The 16,214-nt window shown below is 53.3% G+C and carries 15 protein-coding genes; all 15 read left to right on the plus strand.

The features are described from left to right. A complete protein-coding gene (gene hisC / locus DBR46_RS23265; protein WP_124528089.1) occupies nucleotides 1–1,113 on the plus strand; it encodes a histidinol-phosphate transaminase in 1,113 nt (370 codons plus the stop codon). 28 nt (nucleotides 1,114–1,141) lie between these two features. Continuing rightward, the gene (locus tag DBR46_RS23270; protein WP_256659381.1) at nucleotides 1,142–3,352 is read left to right on the plus strand and encodes a bifunctional prephenate dehydrogenase/3-phosphoshikimate 1-carboxyvinyltransferase; all 2,211 of its coding nucleotides are present in this window, start codon (nucleotides 1,142–1,144) and stop codon (nucleotides 3,350–3,352) included. Next, entirely contained in the window at nucleotides 3,349–4,038 is a 690-nt protein-coding gene (gene cmk, locus DBR46_RS23275; protein ID WP_124528091.1) for a (d)CMP kinase, read from the plus strand. The genes DBR46_RS23270 and cmk overlap by 4 nt, the downstream gene beginning before the upstream one ends. Nucleotides 4,039–4,158: 120 nt before the next feature. Further along, entirely contained in the window at nucleotides 4,159–5,847 is a 1,689-nt protein-coding gene (gene rpsA, locus DBR46_RS23280) for a 30S ribosomal protein S1 (RefSeq protein WP_017734470.1), read from the plus strand. 161 nt (nucleotides 5,848–6,008) lie between these two features. Further along, nucleotides 6,009–6,293, plus strand: a complete 285-nt coding sequence (locus DBR46_RS23285; protein WP_124528092.1) for a hypothetical protein — start codon at nucleotides 6,009–6,011, stop codon at nucleotides 6,291–6,293. A 132-nt stretch (nucleotides 6,294–6,425) separates the two neighbouring features. Further along, nucleotides 6,426–6,722 (plus strand): integration host factor subunit beta, encoded by a 297-nt coding sequence (gene ihfB, locus DBR46_RS23290; protein ID WP_124528093.1) that lies wholly within the window; start codon nucleotides 6,426–6,428, stop codon nucleotides 6,720–6,722. A gap of 22 nt (nucleotides 6,723–6,744) precedes the next feature. Further along, a complete protein-coding gene (locus tag DBR46_RS23295; RefSeq protein ID WP_124528094.1) occupies nucleotides 6,745–6,969 on the plus strand; it encodes a lipopolysaccharide assembly protein LapA domain-containing protein in 225 nt (74 codons plus the stop codon). Nucleotides 6,970–7,252: 283 nt separating this feature from the next. Beyond that, nucleotides 7,253–8,593, plus strand: coding sequence for a Wzz/FepE/Etk N-terminal domain-containing protein (locus DBR46_RS23300; protein ID WP_124528095.1), 1,341 nt, complete (start codon nucleotides 7,253–7,255; stop codon nucleotides 8,591–8,593). Between the two features lie 789 nt (nucleotides 8,594–9,382). Then, complete coding sequence (gene wbpA / locus DBR46_RS23305) at nucleotides 9,383–10,696, plus strand: UDP-N-acetyl-D-glucosamine 6-dehydrogenase (RefSeq protein ID WP_124528096.1); 1,314 nt, start codon at nucleotides 9,383–9,385, stop codon at nucleotides 10,694–10,696. 16 nt (nucleotides 10,697–10,712) lie between these two features. Further along, a complete protein-coding gene (gene wbpB, locus DBR46_RS23310; protein WP_124528097.1) occupies nucleotides 10,713–11,663 on the plus strand; it encodes a UDP-N-acetyl-2-amino-2-deoxy-D-glucuronate oxidase in 951 nt (316 codons plus the stop codon). A gap of 7 nt (nucleotides 11,664–11,670) precedes the next feature. After that, nucleotides 11,671–12,252: an acyltransferase gene (locus tag DBR46_RS23315; protein WP_124528098.1), complete on the plus strand. Its 582-nt coding sequence runs from the start codon at nucleotides 11,671–11,673 to the stop codon at nucleotides 12,250–12,252. Then, nucleotides 12,249–13,379 (plus strand): DegT/DnrJ/EryC1/StrS aminotransferase family protein, encoded by a 1,131-nt coding sequence (locus DBR46_RS23320; protein WP_124528099.1) that lies wholly within the window; start codon nucleotides 12,249–12,251, stop codon nucleotides 13,377–13,379. Before DBR46_RS23315 ends, DBR46_RS23320 begins: the two co-directional genes overlap by 4 nt. Beyond that, a complete protein-coding gene (locus tag DBR46_RS23325; RefSeq protein ID WP_124528100.1) occupies nucleotides 13,376–14,668 on the plus strand; it encodes a lipopolysaccharide biosynthesis protein in 1,293 nt (430 codons plus the stop codon). The genes DBR46_RS23320 and DBR46_RS23325 overlap by 4 nt, the downstream gene beginning before the upstream one ends. Nucleotides 14,669–14,859: 191 nt before the next feature. Beyond that, nucleotides 14,860–15,609, plus strand: a complete 750-nt coding sequence (hisF, locus tag DBR46_RS23330) for an imidazole glycerol phosphate synthase subunit HisF (RefSeq protein WP_124528101.1) — start codon at nucleotides 14,860–14,862, stop codon at nucleotides 15,607–15,609. Further along, nucleotides 15,606–16,214: an imidazole glycerol phosphate synthase subunit HisH gene (gene hisH, locus DBR46_RS23335; protein WP_124528102.1), complete on the plus strand. Its 609-nt coding sequence runs from the start codon at nucleotides 15,606–15,608 to the stop codon at nucleotides 16,212–16,214. The genes hisF and hisH overlap by 4 nt, the downstream gene beginning before the upstream one ends.

Here is a 16,214-nt window from a genome sequence, read left to right on the forward strand (position 1 = left end):
ATGAGTGGCAACTTCCTCGCCCTGGCGCAGCCGGGCGTGCAACAACTGTCGCCTTACGTTCCGGGCAAGCCTGTGGACGAGTTGGCGCGTGAGTTGAACCTGGATCCGGCGAAGATCGTCAAGCTGGCCAGTAACGAGAACCCGTTGGGCCCAAGCCCCAAGGTGTTGGCAGCGATTCGTGAAGAGCTGGCCGAGCTGACCCGTTATCCCGATGGCAACGGCTTTGCCCTGAAGTCGCTGCTGGCTGAAAAGTGCCGGGTCGAGCTGAATCAGGTAACCCTGGGGAACGGCTCCAACGACATTCTTGAGCTGGTGGGCCGTGCTTACCTGGCGCCGGGCCTCAACGCGGTGTTCAGTGAGCACGCGTTTGCCGTCTACCCGATCGTCACCCAGGCGGTTGGCGCAGATGCGCGGGTGATTCCAGCGAAGGACTGGGGGCACGATCTGCCGGTCATGCTGGCGGCCATCGATGCACAGACCCGCGTGGTGTTTATCGCCAACCCGAACAACCCGACCGGGACCTGGTTCGATGCGCAGGCGCTGAACGATTTCCTGCAGGACGTGCCCGAGCACGTGCTGGTGGTGCTGGACGAGGCCTACATCGAGTACGCCGAAGGCAGCGACCTGCCGGACGGCCTGGACTTCCTGGCGGCCTACCCGAACCTGCTGGTATCGCGCACGTTCTCCAAGGCGTATGGCTTGGCTTCGTTGCGGGTTGGCTACGGTTTGTCCACGGCCGTCGTCGCCGACGTGCTGAACCGCGTACGCCAGCCGTTCAACGTCAACAGCCTTGCCCTGGCGGCGGCTTGTGCGGCGGTGAAGGATGCCGAGTATCTGGAAGAGGGTCGCCGCATCAACGAAAGCGGCATGTTGCAACTGCAAGAGGGTTTCCGTGAGCTGGGTCTGGGTTGGATTCCGTCCAAAGGCAACTTCATCTGTGTCGATCTTGGCCAGGTGGCTGCCCCGGTGTTCCAGGGGCTGCTGGCTGAAGGTGTGATCGTGCGTCCGGTGGCCAACTACGGCATGCCGAACCACCTGCGTATCACCATTGGTTTGCCGGCCGAGAACGCCCGCTTCCTGGAGGCGTTGGCCAAGGTTCTGGCTCGTGGTTGATGTCACTGCAATGCAACCTGCTGTGCCTATGATCGGTCGCCTGGTGGTGGTCGGTCTGGGGTTGATCGGCGGCTCCTTCGCCAAAGGCCTGCGTGAAAGCGGGTTGTGTGGCGAAGTGGTCGGTGTGGACCTGGACCCGCAGTCGCGCAAGTTGGCGGTTGAACTCGGGGTAGTCGATCGCTGTGAGGCCGACCTGGCGCTTGCCTGCCAGGGTGCGGATGTGATCCAGCTGGCGGTGCCGATCCTGGCCATGGAGAAGTTGCTGGCGTTGTTGGCCGGCATGGACCTGGGCCAGGCGATCCTGACGGACGTCGGCAGCGCCAAAGGCAATGTGGTGCGCGCGGCGCAACTGGCGTTTGGCGGCATGCCGGCGCGCTTTGTGCCGGGTCACCCGATTGCCGGCTCCGAGCAGAGTGGGGTGGAAGCTTCCAACGCGCAGTTGTTCCGTCGCCACAAGGTGATCCTGACGCCGCTGGAGCAGACCGATCCGGCCGCGCTGGCCGTTGTGGATCGTCTCTGGCGCGAGCTGGGGGCGGACGTGGAACATATGCAGGTCGAGCGCCACGATGAAGTGTTGGCGGCGACCAGCCACTTGCCCCATCTGTTGGCATTTGGTTTGGTGGACTCCTTGGCCAAGCGCAACGAGAATCTCGAGATTTTCCGTTACGCCGCCGGTGGCTTCCGTGATTTCACGCGGATTGCCGGCAGTGATCCGGTGATGTGGCACGACATCTTCCTCGCCAACCGCGAAGCGGTGTTGCGTACCCTGGACACCTTCCGCAGCGACCTCGACGCCTTGCGCGACGCAGTTGACGCGGGTGATGGGCATCAATTGCTGGGCGTATTCACCCGTGCGCGGGTGGCGCGGGAGCATTTCAGCAAGATCCTGGCGCGCCGGGCCTACATGGAGACGGCGGTGGACGCCGATGAGCTGACGTTCCTGGCCAGTCCGGGCGGCTGCGTGAGCGGGCGTATCCGCGTGCCGGGCGACAAGTCGATCTCCCATCGCTCGATCATGCTGGGTTCTTTGGCCGAGGGTGTGACGGAGGTCGAAGGTTTCCTCGAAGGCGAAGATGCCTTGGCGACCTTGCAGGCGTTTCGCGACATGGGCGTGGTGATTGAAGGCCCGCACCATGGGCGCGTGACCATTCATGGGGTGGGTTTGCATGGCTTGAAGGCAGCGCCAGGGCCGATTTACCTAGGGAACTCCGGTACGTCCATGCGGTTGCTTTCCGGGCTGCTGGCCGCGCAAAGCTTCGACAGTGTGCTGACGGGCGATGCTTCTTTATCCAAGCGTCCCATGAGTCGTGTGGCCAAGCCGCTGCGGGAAATGGGCGCGGTGATCGACACCGGCCCTGAAGGGCGGCCGCCGCTGACCATTCGTGGCGGTCAGGCGTTGAAAGGGCTGACGTACGCGTTGCCGATGGCCAGCGCGCAGGTCAAGTCCTGCCTGTTGCTGGCCGGGCTGTACGCCGCAGGCACGACCTCGGTGACCGAGCCTGCGCCGACCCGTGATCATACCGAGCGCATGCTGCGTGGCTTTGGTTATCCGGTGGCGGTTGACGGGGCGACTGCGTCGGTCGAGTCCGGGCATGCGCTGACGGCAACCCGTATCGAGGTGCCGGGGGATATTTCCTCTTCGGCGTTTTTCCTGGTGGCCGCTTCGATTGCCGAGGGCTCCGAGTTGTTGCTGGAGCATGTTGGCATCAACCCGACGCGTACCGGGGTGATCGATATCCTGCGACTGATGGGGGCGGATATCACCTTGGAAAACCCGCGTGAAGTGGGGGGGGAGCCTGTCGCCGATCTGCGTGTGCGCGCCGCAGCGCTGAAGGGGATCGAGATTCCCGAAGCGCTGGTGCCGTTGGCGATCGATGAGTTCCCGGTGCTGTTTGTTGCGGCAGCTTGTGCGGCGGGGCGCACCGTTTTGCGGGGCGCTGAAGAGCTGCGCGTTAAAGAGTCTGATCGTATTCAGGTCATGGCCGATGGTCTGTTGGCGCTGGGGGTCAAGTGTGAACCGACCCCCGATGGGATTATTATCGACGGTGGCCCGATGGGTGGTGGTGAAGTCCATGCTCACGGTGATCATCGGATTGCCATGGCCTTCAGCGTTGCTTCCCTGCGGGCGACAGCGCCGATTCGTATCCGTGACTGCGCCAATGTAGCTACATCTTTTCCGAACTTTCTTACACTGTGTGCCCAAGTCGGCATTCGTGTAGCCCAAGAGGCTCAATTGTGAATATTAAAGCACCGGTGATTACCATCGACGGGCCAAGCGGCTCGGGCAAAGGCACGATCGCCGGCATCCTGGCCAAGCGCCTGGGTTGGTGCCTGCTGGATTCCGGCGCCCTTTACCGCCTGCTGGCTTTTGCTGCGCGCAACCATGGCGTAGACCTGACCAACGAAGAATCCTTGAAGCTGTTGGCGGCGCATCTTGATGTGCAGTTCGTCGGGGCGACGGAAGGTCATCCGCAACGCATCATCCTGGAAGGGGATGATGTAACCGACGACCTGCGTAATGAACAAGTCGGTTCCTGGGCTTCGCAGATTGCCGCGCTGCCGGCCGTACGTGACGCATTGCTGCAGCGTCAGCGGGCTTTTCAGGAGCCGCCGGGCCTGGTGGCTGACGGGCGCGATATGGGAACCGTCGTGTTTCCCGAGGCGCCGCTGAAGGTTTTCCTGACGGCCAGCGCCGAGGAGCGGGCTCGCCGCCGCTACTTGCAGTTGAAGGGCAAAGTCGATGGTGTTAGTCTGTCGAGTCTGCTAGATGAGATCCGTGCACGTGATGAGCGTGATACCCAGCGCGCAGTAGCCCCGCTTAAACCGGCGGCTGATGCGATACAGCTGGATTCCACGGAGTTGTCCATCGAGCAGGTGCTGGAACGCATCTTGAGCGAAATCGCCATTCGCGATATCGCCGGGTGACCAAGAAGGCCGCAGGGGACCAGTCATAGTCCTGCGGTGGCTTCTTTTAACTGAAACTGACCCACACCGTCTGGGGTGTGGAGATGGGCGTATTCTTCGCCCTTATCAACAGGAATTAAAATGAGCGAAAGCTTTGCGGAACTCTTTGAAGAAAGCCTAAAAACCCTGAACCTTCAGGCAGGCTCCATCATCACCGGTGTTATCGTTGATATCGATTACCAAGCTCGCTGGGTAACCGTTCACGCTGGTCTGAAGTCTGAAGCTCTGATCCCGCTGGAACAGTTCTACAACGATGCTGGTGACCTGACTATCAATGTCGGTGACGAAGTTCACGTTGCTCTGGACTCGGTTGAAGACGGTTTCGGTGAAACCAAGCTGTCCCGTGAAAAAGCCAAGCGCGCTGAATGCTGGATTGTTCTCGAAGCAGCCTTCGCAGCTGAAGAAGTGGTCAAGGGCGTTATCAACGGTAAGGTTAAAGGCGGCTTCACTGTCGACGTTAACGGCATCCGTGCGTTCCTGCCAGGTTCTTTGGTCGACGTTCGTCCAGTGCGCGATACCACGCACCTGGAAGGCAAGGAACTCGAATTCAAGGTCATCAAACTCGACCAGAAGCGCAACAACGTTGTCGTTTCCCGTCGCAGCGTCCTGGAAGCAGAGAACTCCGCCGAGCGTGAAGCTCTGCTGGAATCCCTGCAGGAAGGCCAACAAGTCAAAGGTATCGTCAAGAACCTCACCGATTACGGCGCATTCGTCGATCTGGGTGGCGTCGATGGCCTGCTGCACATTACCGACATGGCTTGGAAGCGTATCAAGCATCCATCTGAAATCGTCAACGTTGGCGACGAGATCGATGTAAAGGTTCTGAAATACGATCGCGAGCGCAACCGTGTTTCCCTGGGCCTGAAGCAACTGGGTGAAGATCCATGGGTTGCTATCAAAGCTCGTTACCCAGAAAGCACTCGCGTAACCGCGCGTGTTACCAACCTGACCGACTACGGCTGCTTCGCTGAGCTGGAAGAAGGCGTGGAAGGCCTGGTGCACGTTTCCGAAATGGACTGGACCAACAAAAACATCCACCCTTCGAAAGTCGTACAAGTCGGCGACGAAGTGGAAGTTATGGTTCTGGACATCGACGAAGAGCGTCGTCGTATCTCCCTGGGCATCAAGCAGTGCAAATCTAACCCATGGGAAGATTTCTCTGGCCAGTTCAACAAGGGCGATAAAATCTCCGGCACCATCAAGTCGATCACCGATTTCGGTATCTTCATTGGTCTGGACGGCGGCATCGACGGCCTGGTTCACCTGTCCGACATCTCCTGGAACGAAGTTGGCGAAGAAGCTGTTCGTCGTTTCAAGAAGGGCGACGAGCTGGACACCGTTATCCTGTCGGTTGACCCAGAGCGCGAGCGCATCTCCCTGGGTATCAAGCAGCTGGAAAGCGACCCGTTCTCTGAATACGTTCAGGACAACGACAAAGGCGCAATCGTTAAGGGCATCGTGAAAGAAGTTGACGCTAAAGGCGCCATCATCACTCTGGCCGACGATATCGAAGCGACTCTGAAAGCCTCCGAAATCAGCCGTGACCGCGTTGAAGACGCGCGCAACGTTCTGAAAGAAGGCCAGGAAGTAGAAGCCAAGATCATCAGCGTTGATCGCAAGAGCCGCGTGATCCAACTCTCCATCAAGTCGAAAGACGAAGTGGAAGAGAAAGAAGCTATGCAGAGCCTGAAATCGGCTCCAGAAGCTGCTGCAACTGGCGAGACCACTATGGCCTCCCTGCTGCGCGAAGCAATGGCCAAGCAGAACTAAGTTCTGTAAAGCTATAGAAAAAGGGCGACTTCGGTCGCCCTTTTTTGTGCCTGAAATTCGTTGAATCAACAACCAAGAACCAAGCGGTATGAGCGGTTGTCAGAACTGACTATAGTCGTTTGAAAAGCTGCTCCCGTGTTGGCTATTCAGTAAGGGTTGGAATGAACAGGCTTATCGTAGTGTTCGCAATGGCAGTGCTTGCAGGCTGCTCCGTCACCAGTGCCAAAACCCATGCCCGGCACGGTGTAAGCGGTATCGAGATCGATTGCTCTGGCCTTGGCTCTGGTTGGGACAAGTGTGAGAAGCGTGCGGCACGTGAGTGCAAGATGCAGGGCTACAAGGTTGTCACCAGGTCCAGCGATGCAAAGGACGAGGAGGGTGACTATCTTTTCGGCTGGAACCCGGCAGGTGCCGTCACTCGGACGATGTTGGTGATCAGCAATTGAGGGGGTGAGCCCTGTTTTACTGTCGTTGATCGCTCTGGTAGATAAGTTAAGGCATGGGCTGTTCAAATTCGTCAAGTCATGCTAAAACCTTCGAAGCGCTTTTCCTAGCTGCTTGAAAAAGAAGGGAAAAATATGACGAAGTCGGAGTTGATCGAACGAATTGTCACCCATCAAGGGCTGCTTTCATCCAAGGATGTAGAGCTGGCCATCAAGACCATGCTTGAACAAATGTCCCAATGTCTGGCGACCGGCGATCGGATTGAGATTCGCGGGTTTGGGAGTTTCTCGCTGCACTATCGCGCTCCGCGGGTTGGGCGTAATCCCAAGACTGGGCAGTCGGTTAGTCTCGACGGTAAGTTCGTTCCTCACTTCAAGCCGGGCAAGGAGTTGCGGGATCGGGTGAACGAAGAGGAGGAGGAGGATCTCTGAGTTTTTGGTTTGGGAGACATTTATGCGTGGAGCTCGTCGAGTTTTCTTGAGTTTGATTCTATTGGCCGTCGCCTTGGCGGTTTTGGTATTTGTGCTGGAAAATCAGCAAGAAGCTACTGTCGCATTCTTGGGGTGGTCCACCTCCAAAATGCCGTTGTCTGTATTTGTGGTGTCTGCATTGGTGGTCGGCATGGTTATCGGGCCTGTTTTTGGTCGGATGGTTCGGCAAAAAACGCGTCGTGATTAGGCGGGCCTAAGGCTCTCTGCGTGGCTTCAGCTTGAAGGTGGGCTTTGGGTGCATTGATGTGCGGACAGTTATGTCTAGGGTGATTTTTCTGTAGGACTTCTTCCTCGTCATGTCAAGTCTTGTAATGTGACGCAGAGATGGCAAACTGCAATCCGTTCTCGATAACGGTCATTTTGTGTGTCTGGCATTGACTCTGCAGTGATGCCTGGGGTTTTTGGTAGGCTATAAGCACAGAGTTCGCATAACGAGCCCGCAGTTTCTCTCAAGAAGGCAGGTTTTTGTTGTGAGCAGTAGTTTCCGTGCCCCTCCGGTTTCCAGGTCTGATGAAGTTGATTTTTCTGCTTTGTTTCATCTCATTTGGAAACAAAAATATCTAATTATATTTGTGGCTTGTGTCGTCACGTTAATTGCCGCGGCTTACGCCTTCACTGCGACGCCTGTGTATCAGGTCAGTAGTGTGTTACGCCCTGCCGCCATCAATGAGCTTGATGCGCTCAATCGATCTGAGGTTTATCAATTGCCTCCTGGTATGGCGCTGACTGCGGTTGGTGCGGCGCTGGAGTCATATGAGACTCGTTTAAATTTCTTCCGCGCAAACCAGAAGCTATTCAAAAGTTTTGAGCGCCCGGGGCGAACGCTTGAGCAGAGTTTTGAAGAGTTTAATAGAAGCTCCATTCGCCTTGTTTTGCCTGATCCTAAAAAGGCAGACTCGCTGAGCGCGTATATAAAGCTTGAAATGAACTATCCCGCAGGAATCGATGGTGTTGCGATACTTAATGGATTTATTGAGTATGCGATCGCAAGCGAGCAACAACGGATCGCTTCTGATTTAAATATCATTGTTAAAAACAGACTCAATGAGCTGAAGGGTAAGCTGGATGCTGCTCGATCCGGTTATAGCGTTGACAAGGAAGCTAAGATTGCTTCTTTGACTGAAGCAGATCAATTGCGCCGTGCTCAGTTGCTGGACGAGCTTACTGCGTTGCGTGCTCAGTTAAAAAATCAGCGTATGAATCGTATGGCTCAGCTCGACGAGGCGATTGGTATTGCCAAATCCCTTGGTATCAAGAAGCCGTCAACGCCATCCTCCTTGGGCGACATGAGTCGGGATAATGGCTCGAACGTCATGCGTACAGAAATCACCAACCAGGCAATCCCTCTGTACTTTATGGGTGTAGAGGCGCTTGAAGCCGAGCGTACTGCACTGCTGCAGCGTAAGTCTGATGATTTCACCGATCCCCGGATTGGCCAGATTGCCAAGGAGCTGCAATTGCTCAAGTCCAATCGGCAGATTGAAGTTCTCAACAGTCGTGAAAATGAAGATCGCTTTCTTGCGGGCGTTCAGCCGTTGCGCGCTGAAGAGGCACGGTTACGTAACTTGAATATGGATATGACCCGTTTGAAGTTGGTCACCATTGACCAGCAGGCGTTGGAGCCGCTGAATCCGATCAAGCCAAGACGTTTGTTGATCGTAGCGTTCGGAATGATCTTCGGGGTGGTTCTGGGCTTGGCTCTGGCTTTTGCCCGCCACATCGTGAAGACGAGTGTTGCTACGGCGAAGCAGAAATATGTTGCCGTAGAAGCTTCTCCGATCAGTAGTTCTCGTGAGGTAGAGCGGGCCTGAGGCAGTTTGCAAGCAACAAAACGACAAACGCACCAGCGCCAAAAAACCATTGGCGCGCTGGTGCGTTTGTCGTTGGTGCGATGGTGTTGCTTTGCGTTGCCTGCGTCCTATGACCTATTGGTGCGACGCTTAACCTGAATAATTCCTGAACCCTTCGTGGATCTGTCTCTTGCTGCCGTTTCGGCCTTGATTTTTCGTGTTGGTTCGTGAGCTAATTATTTTTGACTTGATGCGCTTTATATGCGGGTGCGCAGGAGTTTTATTATGCTGTGGCTGCGGATCGGTCGAAGCGGCGCGTCCCCGTCGAGTTCTTGGTGGTGTCAGTGAAGACGCAGCGCGCGAGAGCTGGGTGGGGGGTGGCGCCCTCGGGATTTCTATTTTTTGCTTGAGTTGGTGAATCTTGCTAGGCTTCGCTTCTGGTCATGTATCGTGAATGCAACAGATGTCTATATTTTATAGCTAAGTGCCATCTTTTTTGAGCGGCTTGTTGGCGCTGGTTGTTTAATCCTGTCCGGAGTGTTGCGGTTGCCTCAAGCAATATGCTTCGGGGCAGGCAGCGGGTGCCATGTCGGTAGACAATGCGGAGTCTCGCAGCGGCGGCGTGTTTTCAAGTACGCCTATTTCAGCCGCTGGAGGGGTGGTTTGGTGTAAAGGGGCTGAATGCATAGTTTGATGGTTGGGATGCGAGAAATGACGTTATCTCTATGTTTGAGTGATGAAGTGTAGAGGTAGCAGTCGCCCAGCTATATAATAGGATATATTTGTAATATTTACTTGGAGTTTAGCCTGATGTCGGGAATAAAGCAGGCGAGTATCGCCAAATTCGCTAATAAAGAAGCCGTTATCGGTATTGTCGGCTTGGGGTATGTGGGGTTACCCCTCATGCTTCGATATAATGCAATAGGCTTTCGCGTGCTTGGCCTGGACATTGACCGAGTAAAGGTGGATAAACTCAACTCTGGTCAAAGTTACATAGAACATATTTCCGCGGACAAAGTTGCACTGGCTCGGGAGACGGGTTTCGAGGCAACTACCGATTTCAGTCGGGCCTCCGAGTGTGATGCGCTAATATTATGTGTGCCGACGCCGCTTAATAAATACCGTGAGCCGGACATGAGCTTTGTCATTAATACGACAAACTCAATAAAGCCGTACCTGCGCGCTGGGCAAGTCGTCTCGCTGGAAAGCACAACTTATCCGGGGACCACTGAGGAAGAGCTGCTTCCTCGTGTGCAGGAAGGTGGTTTGCAGGTCGGCGACAATATATTTTTAGTTTATTCGCCTGAAAGAGAAGATCCGGGCAATCCGAATTTTGAAACTCGAACTATTCCTAAAGTTATTGGTGGTCATACCCCTGCTTGCCTGGAAGTTGGGGTGGCACTCTACGAGCCTGCGATTGACCAGGTTGTAAAGGTCAGTTCTACCAAGGCCGCAGAAATGACCAAGCTTCTTGAGAATATACATCGCGCGGTTAATATTGGCCTGGTCAACGAGATGAAGATCGTGGCTGACCGCATGGGGATCGATATTTTCGAGGTGGTCGACGCTGCGGCGACTAAGCCTTTTGGTTTTACTCCTTATTATCCGGGGCCAGGGCTAGGCGGGCACTGTATTCCAATCGACCCGTTCTACCTGACCTGGAAAGCGCGTGAATATGGTTTGCATACGCGGTTTATCGAGCTTTCTGGTGAGGTCAATAAGGCAATGCCGGAGTATGTTGTCAATAAGCTTATGGAAGGGCTGAACGAAGAAGGTAAGGCACTTAAAGGCAGTAAAGTGTTAGTGCTAGGCATTGCCTACAAAAAGAACGTGGATGATATGCGCGAGTCTCCTTCAGTTGAAATTATGGAGCTGATCGAGCGTAAAGGCTGTCACGTGGCGTATAGCGATCCGCATGTTCCAGTGTTTCCAAAAATGCGAGAGCATAAGTTTGATCTTTCAAGCGAGCCGCTGACAGCTGAAAACATAACGCGTTTTGACGCAGTTGTGTTGGCGACGGATCACGATCGTTTTGATTACGAATTGATTAAGCAGCATGCCGCCTTAATTATCGATAGTCGCGGTAAATACCGTGTAGCGCAAAAAAATATTATCAAGGCCTAAGGGCAGGAGGAAGATTTTGAAACGTTTTGCCCTGATAGGTGCTGCCGGCTATATCGCCCCTCGTCACATGCGAGCAATCAAGGATACCGGTAACGAGTTGGTGTCTGCTTACGATATCAATGACTCTGTTGGAATTATCGATAGTATTGCGCCTGCAAGCGAATTCTTTACGGAGTTCGAACGATTCTATGATCACGCATGGACGTCAGGGCGGGATGAGAAGACGGCTCTTGATTACGTTTCTATCTGTTCTCCCAATTACCTGCATCATGCGCATATCGTTGCAGGCTTGCGTTTAGGTTGCGACGTTATTTGCGAAAAGCCTTTGGTGCCGACGTTAGCCATCATGGATGAGCTCGCACGGGTGGAAAAAGAAACGGGGCGGCGTGTATACAATATTCTGCAGCTGCGACATCACAAGGCGATATTGGAGCTGAAGGATAAAGTTGCTCGAGAAAAAAATGAGCAAAAATATGATGTCGAGTTGACCTACATCACCTCGCGTGGCCGATGGTACATGGAAAGTTGGAAGGGCGATCCACGCAAGTCATTTGGTGTTGCTACAAATATCGGCGTGCATTTCTACGATATGCTGCATTTCATTTTTGGGAAATTGCAGAAAAATGTCGTCCATTTTGTCAGCGAGTACAAGGCTGCTGGCTACTTGGAGTACGAGCACGCTCGAGTGCGCTGGTTTCTATCGATTGACAGCAATGACCTTCCGGAAGCTGTAAAGGGGAAAAAGCCGACTTACCGATCTATTACGGTAAACGGTGAGGAAATAGAGTTCTCTGAAGGTTTCACAGATCTCCATACTACCAGCTACGAAGAAATTATCGCGGGCCGGGGCTATGGCCTGGAAGACGCGCGCCATTGTGTTGAGACGGTTGAAGTTATTCGCAGTTCAGCGTGCGTAGCGCCTGCTGATAATGAAGGGCATCCTTTCCTTTCTACACTCGTGGGTTGATGTCTATATGAACTACACCTCTCACGCTACTGCGATCATAGATGAGGGTGCCACTATCGGTGAGGATTCCCGTATTTGGCACTTCGTTCACGTATGCTCTGGCGCGAAAATCGGTGCGCGGTGCTCATTGGGGCAGAACGTCTTCATCGCAAACAAGGTGGTCATTGGAGATAACGTCAAGATTCAAAATAATGTCTCGGTATATGACAATGTGACGTTGGAAGATGACGTGTTTTGCGGGCCGAGCATGGTGTTTACTAATGTTTATAACCCGCGCAGTTCGGTCTCGCGAAAAGATGAGTATCGAGATACCTATGTTAAGAAAGGCGCTACTCTCGGCGCCAACTGCACAATCGTGTGCGGTGCAACAATTGGAGAGTACGCGTTTGTAGGTGCGGGGGCTGTGATAAAGGGCGACGTCAAGCCCTACGCTCTCATGGTTGGTGTGCCAGCACGTCATATCGGCTGGATCAGCCAGCAAGGAGAGCGTATCCCGCTTCCCCTCCGAGGGGAGGGCACATTTCTCTGTCCGCACACAGCGCTGCGATATAAGTTGAACGGTGAAGACATGGAGTGCCTTGATTTATGACTATTCCTTTTGTTGATCTTAGAACTCAATATTTGGCGCTCAAGTCAAGTATACAGGCGCGTATAGATGGTGTTCTGGAGCACGGCCAGTACATTATGGGGCCTGAGGTTGCAGAGTTGGAGGAGCGACTGGCGCGTTACACTGGAGCTAAGCATTGTGTAACCGTCTCGAGTGGCACGGACGCGCTGCTGATCAGTTTGATGGCGTTGAATGTTGGTCCAGGTGATGAAGTCATTACCACGCCTTTTACGTTCGCGGCCACTGCAGAAGTGATTGTGCTGCTCGGTGGTATTCCAGTTTTTGTGGATATCGATCCACTGACTTGCAATATAGATCCGAGCAAAATTGAAGCGGCCATTACAACTCGTACAAAAGCCATTATGCCCGTTAGCCTATATGGCCAGCCCGCTGATATGGATGAAATTAACGCAATCGCTGCTCGACATGGTTCTATCCCTGTCATTGAGGATGCGGCGCAGAGTTTCGGCGCGGTCTACAAGGGGAATAAAAGCTGTAACCTGTCGACGATCGGTTGTACGAGTTTTTTTCCAAGCAAGCCGCTTGGATGCTATGGCGATGGTGGTGCGATATTTACATCGGATGATGAGCTCGCGCAGGTGTTTCGTGAGATTCGCGTTCACGGCCAGAGTCGTCGGTATTGGCATACCCGTGTAGGACTGGGTGGGCGAATGGACACTCTTCAATGCGCCATTGTTCTCGCTAAGCTTGAGCGTTTTGAGTGGGAGGTCAGCCAGCGGATCGAGAATGGTGATCGCTACAACACGCTAATGGATGGGCTTGGGGTCGAGCGCGTGCGTCTTGCGGCTGAACGTACCAGTATGTATGCGCAATATACTGTATTGGTCGAACAGCGTGAGCAGGTGCAAGTGCTGCTGAAGAATGCCGGTATTCCAACAGCCGTGCATTATCCTGTGCCATTGAATGAGCAGCCCGCGTATTCGAAATATGGCTCTGCATTGGATACACCGATTTCTTCAGCGGTGTCGAAACGGGTAATGAGCTTGCCGATGAGTGCAGATGTGGGTGAGGCTATTGATCACGTCGCTTCGCAATTGTCCGAGGTTTTAAGTCGCTTGGAAACTGATGTTGCAAGTGCTGTTGGATGAGTAGGAAGTTATTAGGAAAGGCGGGTATCTTTCTGTTCGCAAATATTGTGAACGCCGCCATCCCGTTTTTGCTATTGCCAATATTGACGCGTGTTTTAACGCCTGCTGATTATGGTGTTGTAGCGATGTTCAGCATCATGGTCAGCATTTTTGGCGCGCTGACAGGGTTGAGCGTACACGGGGCCATTGGTGTGCGCTATTTTGAGTTGGATCGAAAGGCGCTGGCCGGGTACGTCGCTGATTGCGTCACCATACTGTGCGTCAGTACGTTGGTCGTACTCTTGTTAGTCGCTGTTATAGGTGACCGTTTGGTCTCGATTACCAATGTGCCATACCGCTGGCTGTTAGTGGCCGTCGTTGTGTCCGGTTTGCAGTTTATCGTCAATATCAAACTCACGCTTTGGCAAGTTAGTCAGAACGCCAAGAGCTATGGTGTATTCCAGGTTTCGCAGGGCCTTGTGAATTCAGCGTGCTCGTTGTTGTTGATTTTTCTGTTTTACATGGCCTGGGAAGGGCGAGTGTGGGGGCAGGTAGTCGCGACCGCGGCGTTTGGCGTGTTGGCATTATTTGCGCTGTTCAGAAGCAAAGAACTGAATTTTCGTCATGATGGGCAAACGTATTACCGTGATGCGCTTAACTTTGGTGTGCCGCTGATTCCGCATGTAATAGGCGGGCTCGCGATGGTAGTCGCAGACAGGTTCATCGTTGGCAGCTTTCTTGATCTGGAATCGGTTGGTATTTACACCCTGGCATTGCAGTTTGGCATGGCAATGGGGTTGATCGCCGATGCATTTTCAAAAGTATACAGCCCATGGTTATACCGAAAACTCAAGGACAGCACGCCAGCAGCACGCTTGGAAGTGGTAGGTGTCACCTATTTGTCATGGCTGTTTTTTATTATGTTGGCGCTGGCAGCCCAGGTGTTCTGCTCGTTATTCTTCTTGAAAATTGTCGGTGAAAATTTTTATAAGGCTCAAGAAATACTTTTTTGGTTTTTCTTGGGGCAGACCTTTAAAGGAATGTATCTTACCGTCACGGGCTTGTTCTTTTTCTCCTCTCGCACCGGAAGGCTTTCATTTATAACATTGTCAACGGGTGGGGTATCGATTTTAGCATCTTTGTGGTTTGTTGAACGCTTTGGCTTGGAGGGGGCAGCGATGGCGTATGCTCTTTCTGAGTTTATTTTATTCTTTTTTGTCTGGGCGTTTTCTAGGCTGATTTATCCGATGCCGTGGTTGAGCGTGTTTTCCTCTCTGTCGACTGTATTGCTCAGAAAGGCCTCCAAGTGAGTTCCAGGGGCGCTACTTCGGTGAAATGTTAAAAATTGTATTGGGTTTGGCTACGGCTTCGTTACTTGGTGTAGAGTTTGCCGGTAGCTAAAGTAGGGTTCACGTGCGGCCTAGGGACCAGGGCTGTATAGGTTGTCTGTGACCATTTCATGGTCTGTCATCATGACTAGATGTTTTCCGAGAGTAATACCATGCGAGTCATTGCAAAGCTTGATGTGAAGCCTCCATACGTGGTCAAGCCAGTCCACTTCGAGGGGCTTCGAAAGGTCGGCACCCCAGAGGAGCTGGTAGCTCAGTTTTATCAGCAGGGAGCTGATGAGATTTTCTATATTGATATTGTGGCCAGTCTCTATAGACGAGAGGTCCTTTATGACTATATCGAAGCGGCGGCTAGAAAACTTCTTGTTCCGTTTGCCGTCGGGGGGGGCGTGCGCAGTGTCGAAGACTTCTCTCGCCTTTTCCATCATGGTGCAGACAAAGTGGTGGTGAATACGGGTGCTTTGGAAGTGCCTGCGATGATTGATGATGCTGCCAAGATTTTTGGGGGGCAGTCGGTTGTCGTCAATATTGAAGCCAAATCCATCGGCGACCAAAAATGGGTTTGCTACACCGATTGCGGGCGAATCAGTTCTGGTCGTGATGTCGTGCAATGGGCGAAAGAAGTTGAGCTCCGTGGGGCAGGTGAAATCCTGCTGCAATCGGTGGATTGCGACGGTAGGCAGCGGGGCTTTGATATTGCTTTGGTGAAGGTGGTGGTTGATGCGGTAAACATCCCCGTGGTTGCAGCGAGTGGTGCCGGTACGTTGGAGCACATTCTTGAAGTCGCACAGGTGGCTGCCCCAAGTGGTATTGCTCTGGCGTCGGTGTTGCACTACCAGAAAACGACGATTGCTGATGTAAAGCGTTTCTTGATTGAGCGCGGCGTGGAGGTACGGGTATGACTCACCTTGTTGGTGTCGTGGATTACGGCGCAGCGGGCAATGTTTTTAGCATCGCGAGGGCGCTTGAAATCGCTGGGGCCCATGTGCGAGTCATCAAACAGCCTAAGGATCTTCAAGGTATCAGCAAGTTAGTGATGCCGGGTGTTGGTAGTTTTGTTGACGGTATGCGCGAGTTGAAAGCTTCGGGTATGGCAGAAGCAATTGTCGAATTTGCCGACGAAGGACATCCTCTGCTGGGTATCTGTTTGGGAATGCAGGTGCTGAGCAAGATTGGATTTGAATACGGTGTGACATCTGGCTTGGGCTTGATCAATGGAGAGGTCAGGCAGATGTTGTGTGATAGCGTGGTTCCCCATATGGGCTTTAATAACTTGTCCGTGGTTGGCGAGTCGGCGCTGTTGAAGGGCATTACGCCTCAGGATTTGTTTTACTTTATGCATTCCTATGAGGTTCAGGCCTATACCAACATTATTTCGTTGAGCACATATGGTGGGCATCAATTTGTCTCCGGTGTTCAAAGTGAGAATGTGTTCGGGTTGCAATTTCATCCCGAGAAAAGTAGGCAAGTCGGTGTTCGTGTTTTCGAAAACTTCCTGAGTGTGTGA

The sequence above is a fragment of the Pseudomonas sp. KBW05 genome (assembly GCF_003852405.1).
Lineage (GTDB): Bacteria > Pseudomonadota > Gammaproteobacteria > Pseudomonadales > Pseudomonadaceae > Aquipseudomonas.

Coding starts and splice junctions, on each gene's coding strand:
- hisC (WP_124528089.1), top strand. CDS start 1: ATGAGTGGCAACTTCCTCGCCCTGGCGCAGCCGGGCGTGCAACAACTG.
- DBR46_RS23270 (WP_256659381.1), top strand. CDS start 1,142: ATGATCGGTCGCCTGGTGGTGGTCGGTCTGGGGTTGATCGGCGGCTCC.
- rpsA (WP_017734470.1), top strand. CDS start 4,159: ATGAGCGAAAGCTTTGCGGAACTCTTTGAAGAAAGCCTAAAAACCCTG.
- DBR46_RS23285 (WP_124528092.1), top strand. CDS start 6,009: ATGAACAGGCTTATCGTAGTGTTCGCAATGGCAGTGCTTGCAGGCTGC.
- ihfB (WP_124528093.1), top strand. CDS start 6,426: ATGACGAAGTCGGAGTTGATCGAACGAATTGTCACCCATCAAGGGCTG.
- DBR46_RS23295 (WP_124528094.1), top strand. CDS start 6,745: ATGCGTGGAGCTCGTCGAGTTTTCTTGAGTTTGATTCTATTGGCCGTC.
- wbpA (WP_124528096.1), top strand. CDS start 9,383: ATGTCGGGAATAAAGCAGGCGAGTATCGCCAAATTCGCTAATAAAGAA.
- DBR46_RS23315 (WP_124528098.1), top strand. CDS start 11,671: ATGAACTACACCTCTCACGCTACTGCGATCATAGATGAGGGTGCCACT.
- DBR46_RS23320 (WP_124528099.1), top strand. CDS start 12,249: ATGACTATTCCTTTTGTTGATCTTAGAACTCAATATTTGGCGCTCAAG.
- DBR46_RS23325 (WP_124528100.1), top strand. CDS start 13,376: ATGAGTAGGAAGTTATTAGGAAAGGCGGGTATCTTTCTGTTCGCAAAT.
- hisF (WP_124528101.1), top strand. CDS start 14,860: ATGCGAGTCATTGCAAAGCTTGATGTGAAGCCTCCATACGTGGTCAAG.
- hisH (WP_124528102.1), top strand. CDS start 15,606: ATGACTCACCTTGTTGGTGTCGTGGATTACGGCGCAGCGGGCAATGTT.